We start from the raw sequence: 14,727 nt of genomic DNA, 5'->3' as shown, positions 1-14,727 counted from the left end.
AATTTGATTACAGAATAGTTTAAAGCTGGCTTTCGAAAAGGACTTAGGTATAATGTGCTTACCAAACTATGGTCGGGATGCATAATGATAAAGTTCCTCACCCTGTTGTTCCTTGCTTTTTCTGTTAATGTAAACGCCTTAAATGCAGTAAGTGGTACTTTCCAAGCAACGAAAACATGCCCTGCTTACCTTTCTAAGAATAAAAAAACAAATCCCGACAATTTAATGGTACAAATTCATCAGCAGTATCCATTAAAAGAAATTAATAAAAGCCCACCGGATTGGTTACGCGTCGTTATTCCCGAACATCATAATACGTTACGCTGGGTCAGTGCCGATTGTGGCCTTACAGAGTATACCGAGCGCAATACCGAAAAATGTGATTCCAGATCCGGTATGGCCGATTCACATGTTTTAGCTCTAAGCTCTCAACCTGGATTTTGTCAAACTTATGGCTATGAAGCCGGTAAGCCTGAATGCAGGAAATTAATGGTAAACTCCTATCAGGCCAATCATTTGACCTTGCATGGATTATGGCCCAACCAGGAAAATTGTGGTCAAAGATATGGCTTTTGTGATGTGAAACCACGCGCCAATCATTGTGATTATACACCTTTGAATTTGTCTGCATCAGTTGATGAACAACTTAAAATATTCATGCCCAGTTATAAATACGGCAGTTGTTTAGAGCGACATGAATGGAACAAACACGGTAGTTGCCAGGTGTTAAAACCGGATGATTATTTTTCATTGGCAATGAAGTTAGCGCGCGAAGTAGATGAGTCTGTCTTTGGCCAATTTTTAACGAGACACAAAGGTAAGACGGTACAGTTGGCTCTGGTACGAGAACATATCAGCCTGGCTTTTGGCTCAAACAACGCCGGCAAAATTTATTTGGGGTGTAAAGACGGTTATCTGGTTGATGTATTTATTCAATTACCGTCATTAATTCCTTTTAATGAGTCTGTGGCATCCTTAATTAACAAGGCTCCTGATCATCAATATCATGATTCGTGCTCCAGCAATGTCACTATTTCAGATTTTAGTAAAGACAGCTGGTATTAGCTTTAGGGGGCCAAATACTCATTTGGCCTGTGACTAATCAGGATACTGCCTTGCACATTGCTATAACTTACTCTAATGTAGAGAGATTATTGAAATAGGAATGAAGATTATGCTTAAGCGGTATTATTCATTGATTCTAATGGCCTTTTTATTGGCTGGCTGCGTTCATAATGGGCAAAAGACGCCTGCTCCAGTAACTCACTATCCAAGCAGCAGTATGAACCAGCACCGGCAGGTTCCTGCTTTTAACCAGGTGGATGTTCAGGGACAAATGAACATTCATTTGCATACTGGCTATAAAAAGCCTCAAGTTCTATTAACAGGAGATCCCAGAGATTTGGCTCAGGTCACTTCAGTGGTTTCCAACGGAACCTTATATTTAGCTTTAGGCAAAGGATTTCCACGTTTTGGTGCGGTTAATGCAGACATTCGCGGCAAATTTTTAAACGGTGTTCGATATGTTGGTGCTGGCTCTATACGCGGTAGCCGATTGCATACCAGTTACTTAAATCTGTACATTTCAAATCCGGGTACAACCCGATTGGCAGGAACTATAGGGTTGCAGCGCCTGGAAGTAGTTGGTAGTGGGCTAACACAAATTAATGGTCTAACAAGCCGTAATTTGCAAGTTTATTTAAAAGGAAATCCCAAAGTTCAATTAACGGGATTTGCTAATCTTGCCAAGCTTGATATTGATGGCGATGCCTGGTTAAGCCTGTATTGGGTAAAAAGCAACGATTTGATCATTCGGGCAAAAAGTGCTGCTAGAGTACAATTGGCTGGAATAGTCAATAAACTTGATGTCGAGCTGTGGGGTGTTGCGCAGTTTAAAGGACGCTATTTACGCGCTCAACGAAGCTTTGTGAAGACCCATGATAAATCGGTTGCGGAAATTTCTGCGGTGAATCATCAAAGCAATCTGGCGACAGATGCCAGTGATATCTATTATTTTAATATTCCAACAACTCGAGCTGATTTTATGGCTTATAATGGTTCTGTACTTGATTTGCGGGAATGGAGTCAGTTTGATAGAGAAGACTTTAATCGCTATAACAAACAATTCCCTTAGCGCAATAGGATGAGTATGGCAATCCTTTCGGATTGTCGTACTGAGTATCCTCTGTCATCCTGTGCAGTAAAGTTCTGAAGCTCCATCGGATCAGTTGAACTATCTAAACCCTGTTAATGCATTTTATTATTTCTTGGAAATCACTGTCCAATGGTAATACATGTGCGGAATTTTTTAACCAATGTATGGTGACATTGGGTAGTGATGAAAACAATTGCTCGACTTCTTTTGATGCAACGACTTCATCAAAGGCGCCCAGAAACAGATCGACGGGACAGGTGGGTGGAACCCATTCATATTGTTGAGCCAGAGTCAGCATTTCAATTATAGAATTTATTGGAAGTTTTCTATAGGCAATTTCAGCATGTTCGTCGGTTTTTAGGTTTCCTGCTGCATTACGTAGATGACGAAATCCAAAATATTTTAGTATCTGGGCTAGCTTGAGCATGGAGTTTATTTTCATGTGCAATTTTAAAGCGGGTGCCAGAAGAAAGAGATGATTCAGGTTAAAACGCTGGCTGAGTTCACAAGCTAATAAACCTCCTAATGACAGGCCTAATACATCGACTTTCTTATATTCTTTAGTTAGTGTTTCGCAGGCATGGTGTGCTGTCAATAACCATTCGGATGCTTTGGAGTGAGAAAATGCCTCAATACTCTCCGCATGACCCGGAAGAACCGGGCACACAATAGCATCGTAGTGCTTTAATTCTGGAATAATATAGCGATAAACTGCGGGTGAAGATGAAAAACCATGCAGTACAAGTAAAGCACGCTCGAACCTCACTCCTCGTTGGTTGATGGGCTTAAGAAGGGTCAGTTCTTCCTTCGTTAACCCTGAGAGTTGTTTGCCGCGTCTCATGTAGCGAAAGTCGTTATCGTTCATGGCTTACCTGCTTTTAAGATGGTGAAACAGCATTATTTTTATCGAGTCTTTAATTTATTATAGAACTTATTTTGATATAATTGCTTTATAATACATAATTTTAGTGAGTGATTTAGATGAATTTAACTCCAATGACTGCTGATAGTGCAAACGAGCCTTTAGAATCTTCTACTGTTTTCGATCTTTATGATGCAAAAGCTAAAGCATACAATCAAAAAATCAGCGGATCGCAGCATGATATAAATACCGCTCAATTAATACAGCAAGCGGCACAGGTTATAGCTCAGAATCCTGAACTGGTTATGGCCTTATAGACTCTTATTGGTTATAGAGTGAGTTGGCCAGTCATCTTGATCCAATCTCTTGGTTATTTTGAGATTTTCTTCATCCTCACCAAAATACAGAATCCCCGAATACAGATCAATCCTTCCTTCAGCAGTTCGCCCATTTCAACCGAGCTATGCAACATGAGTTACCTTTGAGACCGATTCAATGCATTACCCATTAAAAAGTTCAGAATGGTGAAAATCAAATTTAATTGTTAAATAAAAGTTAATTTCGTGATTAAAAAATACAAATCACTGTTTAGCTACTATAATTTAGGTAAATCAGTTTTAAATAGGTAATTTGATATGGCCGAGAATACTCCACAAAGCTCCGAACCAACATCTACAACGAGTACAGCAGGTGCTTCCAAAACATCTTCCCCAACACCAGCCCCTGATTCAGGTCCCAGTTTTTTAGATAAAGCAGTTGATTTTGCAAAAAAAGGTGCAGCCATTGCTTCAAAAGCTAAAGAAGGGTTGAGCAAGCTGGCACAAGCCCCTGCAGATCAGTTCGCTGAAAATCAAAGAAAGAAGAAAAAGCAAGAAGAAGAAGATCAAGCGAAAAAATCAGAGGATCCCATGATGCAGTTGTTTAATCAGCTTTATGGAACTGCTTCCAAAATTAATAGCGCATTATACGATCCCATTAGAAACATTGCAGGAAATCTGGCTCAAAAAGGAGCTGATGCCGCTGTTGATAAAATTAAGAGTGCTTTTTCCAAGTCAGGAAACGAGCCAGTAAATCAACAACCCACTCCTTCATCTGAACAGTCGTCAACAGCATCTCAGGGGCGTAGTAATGAGGATAATCCTCCCATTGTAGAAAAGGTAAGTATCGAACCTTCTGATACAGTCAGTGTCAAACCGAATGATGAGGTCAGCCCCAAAGTTACTGAAGCGATCAGTGATAAACCTACTGATGAGGTTAGTGTCAATCCTTCTGGCGATGTCCCCACTTCTGAACAGGAGCAAAGTGCCGATGTATCGGCAGAGAATGAGTCTGTGTCTGCAATGACCCCATTTCCAGATTCCCCTTCACCGAAGGGAGAAGAACCTTTAAAATTGGCAGATACCTCTGCTTATGATCAAAAAAGTCAAGAATCATCGAAGGCTAATAAAACACAGCCCGATATGGAACCTACAGAAGATTTGGGCAATGCAATGAATATTTAATTTGGATTATGAGTTCCCTGCATGTTTTAAACAGAGCATTTTATGTTATGGAGATTTGCAATAAAACAGCAAGCTAACCTGAGCATGAATGATCCGGTTAGCTTGATTTCATATACTGTTAACGCTCAAGCAATTTATGAGGCAAGCTTTCTATACGACCTGCCTGGGTTACCACCAGATAATTTAACTTTCGCTGTAATTCACTGATTGTATCTGCTCCAGCATAGGTTAGACCCGATCTTAAGCCACCTACGATATCAGCAATTATTCCATCAGGATTTTCTTTGAATGGAACTTCTGTTGCGACTCCTTCAGCAGTTTTCCATTCGTGCATTTGACCTAAAAATGCTTCCTGCGCTTCTCTGGATGCCATACCGCGGTAGCGTTTGACTTTTGAGCCATCTTCTTTTTGAATGACATCACCAGGTGTTGGCGTGGTTCCTGCTAACATTCCACCAATCATGACAAAATCAGCTCCAAAGGCCAGTGCCTTGACTATATCCCCGGAGGTTTTAATCCCTCCATCCGCGACAATAGAGCGATCGGCACGTGAACAATCCTGGATGCAGGTAAGCATCGGAACTCCAAATCCCGTTTTAATTCGCGTACTGCAAACTGAACCGCCTCCAATACCTGCCTTAATAATATCTGCGCCACAGGAAGCAAGATAATCGGCACCTGCATAGGTGGCAACATTTCCTGCCATGATGCAGCGGTCGCCCAGCAATTTGCGCAAACTTTTCAGCGTCTTACCGACGTATTTTGCATGGGCATGAGCTACATCAACGCAAAAATAATCAGCACCTGCATCACGTAATGCTTCGGCTCTTTGTAATTCCGCATCAGTGCAGCCTACGGAAACAAAAACGTTGCCATGACATTTTTTGAAGTCTTGAATGTTTTCTTCAATAGACATAAAGCGATGTAACGCTCCCATAGCACCTTTGTTGTGCATGAAATTTGCCATGGTACTTTCAGTAATGGTATCCATGTTGGAACTGATCACCGGGAGATTTAAGCTCAGTTTGCCCAATCGGTCCGTGTTAGACGTGTCAACGACACGTCTGGATTCATGGTGGTTGTATGAGGGAACAAGTAAAACATCATCAAAAGTGATGGCTTGATCGGTCATGATTAATCCTCGTAAAACACGTACTATAAATGCTCCGCGGCATAAAATGCAAGCCTTGATCGTTCTCCACGGGTTAAAGTCATATGTGCGCTGTGTTCCCAGTGCTTGAATCGATCCACCGCAAAAGTTAATCCCGAAGTAGTTTCCGATAAGTACGGTGTATCTATCTGTTTAATATCCCCCAGACAAATGATCTTACTGCCCGGACCTGCACGAGTTACCAGAGTTTTAATTTGCTTTGAGGTCAGGTTCTGTGCCTCGTCAATGATGATGTAGCGATTTAAAAAAGTACGTCCTCTCATGAAATTTAAAGAACGAATTTTTATTTTATTTTGTAATAAATCTTGTGTTGCTCCACGGCCAAAACTGCCTCCCACCTGAGAGCCATGTAGTACTTCAAGGTTATCCATTAATGCACCCATCCAGGGGGTCATTTTTTCTTCCTCGGTTCCTGGTAAAAAGCCAATATCTTCACCCACAGGGATGGTTACCCGAGTCATTAAAATTTCGTTGTAACGATTTTGATCCAAGACTTGAGTCAGTCCGGCAGCAATGGTCAGTAATGTTTTCCCTGTACCAGCAGAGCCTTGCAATGTTACGAAATCGATGTCCGGATCGAGCAGTAAGTTTAAAGAAAAATTTTGTTCACGATTACGTGCGGTAATACCCCAAACTGAATTTTTTGCCTGGGTGTAATCACGTACCAACTGAACTACGGCATGTTCACCGTCTATTTTTTTTACCAAGGCCTGAAATTCATCGTCTTGTGTACAGATGCAATCATTAGGATTCCACTCATTGACCAAGGGGCCACTGACCCGGTAAAAGGTTTTTCCGCTTTCTTGCCAGGATGCCATGTCTTTGGCGTGAGTATCCCAAAAATCGTTGTCCAGAATATGCAGTCCTCGATGCAGAAGATTCACATCATCCAGCACTTGATCGTTGTAATAATCTTCAGCTGGTATTCCCAGAATTCCTGCTTTAATGCGCAAGTTAATGTCTTTGGAAATAATAACTACCTGTCTTTTGCCCGCGTATTTTTTTTGTAAGCCTAATGCTGTTGCCAGGATGGTATTATCTACTTTGTGCCCCGGCAGAGTGGATGGTACTACTTGATCAAATTCATCCGTTTGAAAAAATAATCTGCCGCTTACGCTTCCTTTATTGGAGCGGATGAAACTGGGGATAGGGAGACCGGACACAATTTGTTCATGTGATGCGTTACTCATCAATTCCACCAGCATGCGGTTTGTTTGACGAACGTTGCGTGCTAATTCTGAAGTACCCGTTTTGTGGCTATCCAGTTCTTCCAGAACCACCATTGGTAAATAAATATCGTGCTCGTCAAATTGATAAATTGCAGTGGGATCATGCATTAATATATTTGTATCAAGCACGAACAGCTTTAGTCCAATATTGGTATTATCCATAGGGTCACCCTGTCAGCTAAAATAGTATTTCTTATAATTCAAGTTGTACCATACCACCTGAGAGATCAATTAAGGCGTCTGGATTCATATTGTGTCGCTTGAACTATTGGCCTATCTTCATTGTGAGGAGGTAAGTTAAAGACGTCAAGAATTATATTTTTTTGTTTAGGAACAATTGTTTAAGATTTTTCAGCTATAATTAATAGACCACTTCAGTGTTAAGCCGTTCTGCCTTTAGTTCTTTACTATGAAACACAAATAAGGCACACAAGGCTAAAATCAAGAGAACAATTCCCGTTGGAAGTAAACTTTCATGGTTGAGCACTCTTCCTGAATAGGTGCCGAACGCGGAGAAACACAACAGGATTAGGCTTCGAACCGCTGAAGCGGAACCACGAAATTCATCAAAACACTGTAATGCTCTCGACGTAGATCCCCCCCACAGAAGTGCGGAACTAAATATATACATGCTGATATCAAGGGCATTAAATATCTGATAGTCACACCATCCGAGGTAGTTGCCCACAAGCAGTAAGGCGCTGCTTGCTAATGCGATGTGTATTCCTAATGAAAAGGTTTTGTCTACCCCCAGAAGGCTGAATAACCTGGATGCCAGCATGGAACCAAAAAGAAATCCCATTGAGGTAAGCATCAGTAAAATACCCATCTTATCCGGAGAGATATGAATGTGATCGAAATAAAAAGGAGCCACAGTAAGAAAACACCATTCGCCACAGTTCAACAAACCAAAAAGAGCAATGTAGGAAATAAAGGTTTTGTTTTTTAATATCTTGCTGTAAATAAGCAATGTTTCTTTTAATTCATGGGCTGCACTATTGCTATTATTGGCTGAGCGTTTTAGTAAAATAAGCATCAAAATGCACAAAATTGTAGAATATAGGGCAATCCCATACAAATTCATTTGCCAGCCGTAAAGTACATCTATTTTACCACCGATTGCCGGTGCAAAAAGAGGAAGCATTGCGACAAGGGTACCAATCCAGGACATAATCCGTGCCCCTTCATCTTTGGGGTATAGATCCTGGATTAAAGCCCAGCCTGCAACAGGAACCACTACAGCCCCTGTTCCTTGCAGGAATCGACAGGCCAAGAGGAAGTTTATTGAATGAGCATAAAGGCTCAGTATTGAAGCGATAAGAAAAATCAGCATGCCTGTTAATAAGGTTTGCCTACGTCCTATTAGATCGGCAATGATTCCCCAAACAAGCACTGTTGCAAATTGGCCTAGCATAAAAATTGAAATGATTAATTTTGCCTCGCTAGAGGGGACAGCAAATGATTGGGCAATCTGAGGCAGACTGGGTAGTAAAATATCAGTGGCGACCAAGGTCAGTATTGAAGAGGCAATAACAACAAACAGCTGAATAGAGCGAGTTAGCATGATGTTACATAGTTCAGCACTTCTTCGACATGTCCATTGACCTTAACTTTTCGCCATTCGTGGATTAAAACACCAGTTTTATCTATGATAAAGGTACTGCGCTCTATACCGCGAACTTGTTTTCCATACATAGATTTCATTTTGATGACATCAAACAGTTGGCATAAATGTTCTTCGGGATCACTGATCAATTCAAAGGGAAAATTGTATTTGCTTTTAAAATTTTCATGAGATTTCAGGCTGTCTCGTGATATACCAAACAGAACAGCATCCATCGCCTGGAACTTCGAATGAGCGTCTCTAAAGTCTTGGCCTTCGGTAGTGCAGCCTGGGGTTGCATCTTTAGGATAGAAATAGAGAATCACCGTTCTACCTTTATAGTCATGAATATGAGCGTTTAATTGATTCGTTGCATGGAATTCAAAATTTGGTATTTCTTGACCTATTTGCATCAACGTTCTCCTTAATGATTCTTTTTCATGAGGCGCGATTTATCTCTTTGCCACTCTCTGTTTTTGATGGTATCCCTTTTGTCGTGTTCTTTTTTACCTTTAGCCAGAGCTATTTTTACTTTGATTTTATTTTTTTTCCAATAGAGAGACAGAGGCACGATGGTATAGCCTTGTCGTTCAACGCTGCCAATCAAATGGTTTAATTCTTTGCGGTTTAATAATAATTTGCGAGTGCGTATTGGATCGGGGATTGAGTGAGTCGATGCTGTTTTCAATGGTTGAATCTGTGCCCCTAATAAATAAGCTTCGCCGTATTTAATGATGACATGGGCATCCGAGAGATTGATTTTTCCTGCGCGCAGGCTTTTAACCTCCCAACCTTCTAGGACAAGGCCTGCCTCGTATTGATCTTCTATGAAGAAATCAAAACCGGCTTTTCTATTCAGCGCGATGCTGGAGTCGGATTGTTTTTTGGTTGTCATAAGACACCTGAACTGTAAAAAGAATCTATTATAACTGAAAGGTATGATGAGATACATGCAGGTTGCATTAATGCTATGGATTATCGAGCCATATTATCTAAATGCCATTTTAACCTTGAAAAAAACGAACGTCCTGAATGAATGCTGTTTCTTGGGCTCATCTTAAACGAATTCCCAAGCTCATGTGTTGGGAATTCGCAGAGTAAGTCTGAACAGGATTGTATCGAACTGTCCGAATTTATTTGGGGTATCTCTCATCCTTGTAATCTTGTGGTAGCTGCGGATAGACACGTTCTAATTTTTGATCTACCGCAACGCGATCATCAAAAACAAAGCACTTTCCTTCCCACAATGAGTCCGTTTCGGGGATTTTATCAATGTAGTTAAGAATTCCGTCATGCAGCTGGTATACATGCTGAAAGCCTTGTTCTTTCATAAATGCCGTTGTTTTTTCGCAACGAATACCGCCAGTGCAGTACATTGCAATTTTTTTATCTTTTTTGTCACTCAGATGGCGTTCTACGTATTCAGGAAATTCACGGAAGTTTTCAATATCAGGGTTAATTGCATTTTTGAATGCGCCCAGTTCAAACTCATAATCATTACGAGTGTCCAGCAAAATGACTTCGGGATCCTGAATCAATTCATGCCATTGTTGCGGATCAAGATAGGTGCCTTCATTTGCAACAGGATTCACGTTTTGAACGCCCATGGTAACGATTTCTTTACGGAGTTTAACCTTGGCTTTATCGAACGGATTTTCATTATCAAATGTCTCTTTGAAATTCAGGTCGGCAAAACGAGCATCACTGTGCATGTATTGATAAAAAACATCCATTTGTTCTCTGGTGCCTGCAAAGCCGCCATTAATGCCTTCATGAGCAAGTATAATGGTACCCTTAATGCCCGTTTCACGCATTTTAGCCAACATGGGTTCTCTCAGGGTTTCAAAATCAATCAGAGGTATAAATTTATAAAATGAAGCAATGACTATTTCTTTCACGGGACTACCTAAAAATGACAAAAAAATTTGGTAAAAATTAACATTTACTCACAATTTAATCAATAGGAATGATTTAAATGCACTATTAGAAACCAGTTGTTCTAAAAATTTCATAATGCGTTGACAACAATTTCATACCGATCGTACTCTTAGGATCAAGCTAACGTTAAATTGGGTTTGCTAGCTTTTATAAGGAGATTGGTATGTATCATCACAAGAGAATGTGTCGCTGGCTGTGTATTTTGCTATTTTTTATTCCATTAGTTAGTACTGCATCCATCCCTGTTAAATCTATGGTTGTCTTTGGGGACAGTTTATCTGATACCGGAAATACTACTCATCTGCTTAAAAGTTTACGCAACGAAGAAAACCCTGCTTATATTGTGGCTCCTTTTAAAATCTTTGTTATCAATAAAATGATCGAGTTTGCGAATGATTATTATGTCCCGCAAGTAGTCCTGGATGCCGGCATTCTTGCTGTGACCGATTTTTTTGATCATGATTTGGCTCCTTATATCGTTAATTTGATTGCCCAGGTTAAATTAGTACCCATATTACCAGGTAAACCTTATTGGAAATCCAGATTTTCTAATGGTCGTGTCTGGAATGAATATCTGGCCGACATGTTGTCCATTAAAAAAGATGATGACGATGTTTATTTAAACCGGGCTTTTGGCGGAAGTTGGGCTGCGACCTATGACACTCAGCTCACCGTTTGGAATGTGATACGTCATCCTTTGGGAATTATTAAAACATTAATTGTAGGAAAATTGATTCCCCCCAGCCTTGGATTAACCGTACAGGCCTATTTATTAGAACACCAAAAATTAAGTCATGAGACGGTGTATTTTGTGTTTTCAGGTGGTAATGATTATATCAATGCCTTGCAGTATGAGGATAAATACGATTCCTCTGTGATGAGTGCCTATATAGATAACATTGTTGACGGTGTTAGTTCTGCTGTATTGAAGCTGGCGCAAGCAGGAGCAAGACGCATTATTGTGTTAGGTGTTCCTCATGCTGGAGATACTCCAAAATTTGTTAAAACAGCGGACAGGGAATTATTAAATTTTGCTTCTGACACACATAATGAGCGATTGGCAGCTCGTGTTGATGAGTGGAAACAACTTTATCCTGATGCCGACATTTTCTTCATCAATACCCAGGAATATCTGGAAAGAGCAGTCAATAATCCGGAGAACTATGGGTTTGCCAACGTAACCGACGCATGCATCGATGTTAAATTTCCTATGTTCCAGGGGCTTGAACGTTCGGCCTTTGCTAATAACTTTGTTCTAAGATACGCTCAGATACTTCAGCATAAAGAGAATAATTTTGCACCTGGCGAAACCAATTATCACGTGTGTGATGTGCCTGAAGATTATTTATTCTGGGATGAGATCCATCCAAGCACGCGGGCTCACCAACATTTTGCTTTTGAAATCTGTACCGCAATGAAAGAGCATGGTTACGCTGTAACGTGTAAGCAGCCAGAATCCCCTCGAGCATAGAGCAAAATAGTGCCTGAACAAAAATTGTAGTATTGTTCAGGCAATTGCTTTAGTGATTTACTCATCTTTATGGCATAATTCCTCTTTTTAATTGACAGCCTCATCTTTGATGAGGAATGTTTTTTCGCAATCTAAATTGAGTATGACCTGTCATTGAAAATGAATCATAAGCTGAATTTAGGTACTATAAATAAATACATAGATAGAACATCTATAAAGCGGTTTCCGGAATGAGGAGCGGGTTATGTGTGGGATTATGGGAGTTGTTTCAGAAAGGGATATCAGTAAAGTCTTGCTGGAAGGATTAAGACGTTTGGAATACAGAGGATATGATTCTGCTGGTATTGCAGTAATCGATAATAACTCTCGATTAAAGCGAGTTAGAATTCAAGGTAAAGTACAAAATTTGGCTGATGCCATGCAAGAAACAGCAATTGCTGGTAATACGGGAATCGCCCATACTCGTTGGGCTACCCATGGAAAGCCTTCTGAGCAAAATGCACATCCTCATTTGTCTCATGGGCAAATTGCTTTGGTACATAATGGGATTATTGAAAATCACGATCATTTAAGACAACGTCTTATCGCAAGTGGGTATCAATTTACCTCTGAGACGGATACTGAAGTTGCTGCTCATTTAATCCATTACCATTATATACAGCATGAAAACTTATTATTAGCGGTACAAACTGCAGCATCAGAAATGCATGGAGCATTCGCTCTTGGAGTTATTCATCAACAAAGACCACACGAGCTGGTTGCAATTCGCAAGGGCAGTCCCCTGGTTGTTGGCCTGGGGATCGGTGAGAATTTTATTGCCTCAGATGCCTTGGCCTTAAGATCTTTTGCACAATCGGTCATTTATTTGGAAGAAGGGGACAGCGCGTGCATAACTGCCCATCAGGTACAAATTTATAATGCTGGACGAGAGTTGGTTGAAAGAGTAACTCATGCTCTGACCAGTGATTCAGAAATAGTCAGTAAAGGGCCTTATCGACATTTCATGCTTAAGGAGATCTTTGAGCAGACTAAAGTGCTTACTGACACTATCGAAGGGCGTATTAACAGTCCCGAAGTACTTAAAGCAAGTTTTGGAGAGCGTGCTTCCCACGTATTTCCTCAAGTCAAACAAATTCATATCGTCGCATGTGGTACCAGTTACCATGCAGGGTTGATTGCCAAATATTGGCTGGAATCCCTGGCTGGTATACCTACTCAGGTTGAGATTGCCAGTGAGTATCGGTATCGGGATGTGGTTGTTTCGGAAAATACCTTATTCATCACTGTGTCACAATCAGGTGAAACAGCGGATACTCTGGCAGCGTTGTATAAAGCAAAGAAAATGAATTACTTAGCCAGTCTGGCCATATGCAACGTTGCCACCAGTACCTTGGTACGAGAAGCGGATTGTGTCTTTTTAACTCGTGCGGGAATTGAAATTGGCGTTGCTTCGACTAAAGCCTTTACTACACAGCTGGCAGCCTTTTTGATGTTGGCTGCTGCGCTTTGTCATGATGATCGAGCACAGGACGTGTTAAGTCAGCTACAGGAATTACCTGCATGCTGTGAGCGAATTTTAAAGATGAATGAAGAAATTGAAGCATTATCCTCTTTATTTGTGAATAAAGCTCATGCCTTATTTTTAGGTCGGGGAGTACAGTATCCTGTTGCCCTGGAAGGTGCCTTAAAACTTAAGGAAATTTCATACATTCATGCTGAAGCATATCCTGCAGGGGAGTTAAAACACGGTCCTCTTGCCTTGGTCGATAAAGACATGCCAGTAGTTGCGGTTGCTCCAAATGATGAGCTTTTGGATAAATTAAAATCCAATTTACATGAGGTGAGTGCGCGAGGCGGACAATTGTTTGTCTTTGTGGATGATTCTCAGGATTGGAAAGGGAATGGTGCTCGATTGATTAAAGTTCCATCATGCGGTTCCTGGATTGCTCCCATAGCGTATACATTGCCTTTACAGCTATTGGCCTATCACGTAGCTGTAGCAAAAGGTACTGACGTTGATCAGCCTCGTAACCTTGCTAAATCGGTGACTGTAGAGTGAGTAACGGAAGGGAGTTTTGGATTGAGCTATGGGAGCAGGGACGCACTGCTTTTCATGAAGAAGAGGTCAATCCAGGCCTCGTCAAGTATTGGCCCGAATTAAAGCTTAAACCACCAGCCACTGTTCTAGTTCCTTTATGTGGCAAGAGCCTGGATATGCTTTGGTTGTCTCAGCAAGGATATCAGGTTGTTGGTATCGAATTGTGTGAACAGGCAGTACAACAATTCGCTGATGAGCATGGTTTATTGTTTCATAAAAAGGAATTCGGCCAGATTACTCAATATTTTAATGAACAATTTAGTATTTGGGTTGCGGATATATTTAATCTACCTTCTTCTTTTATACCTCCTGTAGATGCCATTTATGACAGAGCGGCATTGATTGCATTACCTGCCAAATTACGAGCTGCATATGTTAATGTGTGTTTAAATTGGTTAAAGCCTGAGGGGGAGATTTTGCTGAAAACTATGGGATATAATCAAGAAGAGATGCAAGGACCTCCCTACAGCGTTACAGATGAAGAGGTACAAGCGCTTTATAAAAACTGTGATGAAATTCGCAGTTTAAGCAGCATATCACGCGTATTGGATGCTTCGGATCATTTTTTTGTACGAGGATTAAAAAAAGTAAAGGATACGGTTTGGTGTATTAAAAAAGCGCCCGTTTATCCGGAAAGAGGATGAGTGGAGTTTTTAAGATTAATATTGGATGCTTTATATATCGCAACAATACCTGTT

Annotated in this window: 14 protein-coding genes; 7 read left to right on the top strand and 7 right to left on the bottom strand. The window is 40.7% G+C overall.

Going from position 1 to position 14,727, the window contains the following annotated elements; translation table 11 throughout:
• Positions 1 to 84: 84 nt before the first annotated feature.
• Complete coding sequence (locus ELY21_RS07960; protein ID WP_127108494.1) at positions 85 to 1,065, top strand: ribonuclease T; 981 nt, start codon at positions 85 to 87, stop codon at positions 1,063 to 1,065.
• A gap of 109 nt (positions 1,066 to 1,174) precedes the next feature.
• Positions 1,175 to 2,134: a GIN domain-containing protein gene (locus ELY21_RS07955; protein ID WP_127108492.1), complete on the top strand. Its 960-nt coding sequence runs from the start codon at positions 1,175 to 1,177 to the stop codon at positions 2,132 to 2,134.
• Between the two features lie 103 nt (positions 2,135 to 2,237).
• Here ELY21_RS07955 and ELY21_RS07950 read toward each other — a convergent pair whose 3' ends face one another.
• A complete protein-coding gene (locus ELY21_RS07950; RefSeq protein ID WP_127108490.1) occupies positions 2,238 to 3,020 on the bottom strand; it encodes a carboxylesterase in 783 nt (260 codons plus the stop codon).
• A 116-nt stretch (positions 3,021 to 3,136) separates the two neighbouring features.
• Between ELY21_RS07950 and ELY21_RS07945 the strand changes: the two genes are divergently transcribed.
• A complete protein-coding gene (locus ELY21_RS07945) occupies positions 3,137 to 3,334 on the top strand; it encodes a hypothetical protein (RefSeq protein WP_127108488.1) in 198 nt (65 codons plus the stop codon).
• 318 nt (positions 3,335 to 3,652) lie between these two features.
• Complete coding sequence (locus ELY21_RS07940; protein ID WP_127108486.1) at positions 3,653 to 4,519, top strand: hypothetical protein; 867 nt, start codon at positions 3,653 to 3,655, stop codon at positions 4,517 to 4,519.
• A 118-nt stretch (positions 4,520 to 4,637) separates the two neighbouring features.
• On the opposite strand, the gene ELY21_RS07935 is transcribed toward ELY21_RS07940, so the two are convergent.
• From ELY21_RS07935 to ELY21_RS07910, 6 genes are all read right to left on the bottom strand, one after another.
• Positions 4,638 to 5,651 carry a guanosine monophosphate reductase gene (locus ELY21_RS07935; protein ID WP_127108484.1) on the bottom strand — a complete coding sequence of 338 codons (1,014 nt, stop codon included), beginning with the start codon at positions 5,649 to 5,651 and terminating at the stop codon, positions 4,638 to 4,640.
• A 23-nt stretch (positions 5,652 to 5,674) separates the two neighbouring features.
• Positions 5,675 to 7,081 carry a PhoH family protein gene (locus ELY21_RS07930; protein WP_127108482.1) on the bottom strand — a complete coding sequence of 469 codons (1,407 nt, stop codon included), beginning with the start codon at positions 7,079 to 7,081 and terminating at the stop codon, positions 5,675 to 5,677.
• A 199-nt stretch (positions 7,082 to 7,280) separates the two neighbouring features.
• Positions 7,281 to 8,483 (bottom strand): MFS transporter, encoded by a 1,203-nt coding sequence (locus ELY21_RS07925; RefSeq protein WP_127108480.1) that lies wholly within the window; start codon positions 8,481 to 8,483, stop codon positions 7,281 to 7,283.
• Positions 8,477 to 8,935, bottom strand: a complete 459-nt coding sequence (locus tag ELY21_RS07920) for a peroxiredoxin (RefSeq protein ID WP_028382766.1) — start codon at positions 8,933 to 8,935, stop codon at positions 8,477 to 8,479. The genes ELY21_RS07925 and ELY21_RS07920 overlap by 7 nt, the downstream gene beginning before the upstream one ends.
• Before the next feature lie 11 nt (positions 8,936 to 8,946).
• On the bottom strand, positions 8,947 to 9,417 hold the full coding sequence (gene smpB, locus ELY21_RS07915; protein WP_028382765.1) for an SsrA-binding protein SmpB: 471 nt from the start codon (positions 9,415 to 9,417) through the stop codon (positions 8,947 to 8,949).
• A 238-nt stretch (positions 9,418 to 9,655) separates the two neighbouring features.
• Positions 9,656 to 10,420: a rhodanese-related sulfurtransferase gene (locus tag ELY21_RS07910; protein WP_127108478.1), complete on the bottom strand. Its 765-nt coding sequence runs from the start codon at positions 10,418 to 10,420 to the stop codon at positions 9,656 to 9,658.
• 203 nt (positions 10,421 to 10,623) lie between these two features.
• Here ELY21_RS07910 and plaC point away from each other — a divergent pair, with 203 nt between their 5' ends.
• The 3 genes from plaC (at position 10,624) to ELY21_RS07895 (ending at position 14,673) form a co-directional block, all read left to right on the top strand.
• The gene (plaC, locus tag ELY21_RS07905) at positions 10,624 to 11,931 is read left to right on the top strand and encodes a lysophospholipase/glycerophospholipid:cholesterol acyltransferase PlaC (RefSeq protein WP_127108476.1); all 1,308 of its coding nucleotides are present in this window, start codon (positions 10,624 to 10,626) and stop codon (positions 11,929 to 11,931) included.
• 244 nt (positions 11,932 to 12,175) lie between these two features.
• Entirely contained in the window at positions 12,176 to 13,990 is a 1,815-nt protein-coding gene (glmS, locus tag ELY21_RS07900; protein ID WP_127108474.1) for a glutamine--fructose-6-phosphate transaminase (isomerizing), read from the top strand.
• On the top strand, positions 13,987 to 14,673 hold the full coding sequence (locus ELY21_RS07895; protein ID WP_127108472.1) for a thiopurine S-methyltransferase: 687 nt from the start codon (positions 13,987 to 13,989) through the stop codon (positions 14,671 to 14,673). Before glmS ends, ELY21_RS07895 begins: the two co-directional genes overlap by 4 nt.
• Positions 14,674 to 14,727 lie beyond the last annotated feature (54 nt).

This window comes from Legionella sp. km535, from assembly GCF_003990085.1.
Classification (GTDB): Bacteria; Pseudomonadota; Gammaproteobacteria; order Legionellales; family Legionellaceae; genus Legionella; species Legionella moravica.
Note: the sequence above shows the minus strand (reverse complement) of the source record. Positions and strands in the feature narration are given on the sequence as shown.

Excerpts from the sequence above, each read along its gene's own strand:
- ELY21_RS07960 (WP_127108494.1), top strand. The coding sequence starts at position 85 with ATGATAAAGTTCCTCACCCTGTTGTTCCTTGCTTTTTCTGTTAATGTA.
- ELY21_RS07955 (WP_127108492.1), top strand. The coding sequence starts at position 1,175 with ATGCTTAAGCGGTATTATTCATTGATTCTAATGGCCTTTTTATTGGCT.
- ELY21_RS07950 (WP_127108490.1), bottom strand. The coding sequence starts at position 3,020 with ATGAACGATAACGACTTTCGCTACATGAGACGCGGCAAACAACTCTCA.
- ELY21_RS07945 (WP_127108488.1), top strand. The coding sequence starts at position 3,137 with ATGAATTTAACTCCAATGACTGCTGATAGTGCAAACGAGCCTTTAGAA.
- ELY21_RS07940 (WP_127108486.1), top strand. The coding sequence starts at position 3,653 with ATGGCCGAGAATACTCCACAAAGCTCCGAACCAACATCTACAACGAGT.
- ELY21_RS07935 (WP_127108484.1), bottom strand. The coding sequence starts at position 5,651 with ATGACCGATCAAGCCATCACTTTTGATGATGTTTTACTTGTTCCCTCA.
- ELY21_RS07930 (WP_127108482.1), bottom strand. The coding sequence starts at position 7,081 with ATGGATAATACCAATATTGGACTAAAGCTGTTCGTGCTTGATACAAAT.
- ELY21_RS07925 (WP_127108480.1), bottom strand. The coding sequence starts at position 8,483 with ATGCTAACTCGCTCTATTCAGCTGTTTGTTGTTATTGCCTCTTCAATA.
- ELY21_RS07920 (WP_028382766.1), bottom strand. The coding sequence starts at position 8,935 with ATGCAAATAGGTCAAGAAATACCAAATTTTGAATTCCATGCAACGAAT.
- smpB (WP_028382765.1), bottom strand. The coding sequence starts at position 9,417 with ATGACAACCAAAAAACAATCCGACTCCAGCATCGCGCTGAATAGAAAA.
- plaC (WP_127108476.1), top strand. The coding sequence starts at position 10,624 with ATGTATCATCACAAGAGAATGTGTCGCTGGCTGTGTATTTTGCTATTT.
- glmS (WP_127108474.1), top strand. The coding sequence starts at position 12,176 with ATGTGTGGGATTATGGGAGTTGTTTCAGAAAGGGATATCAGTAAAGTC.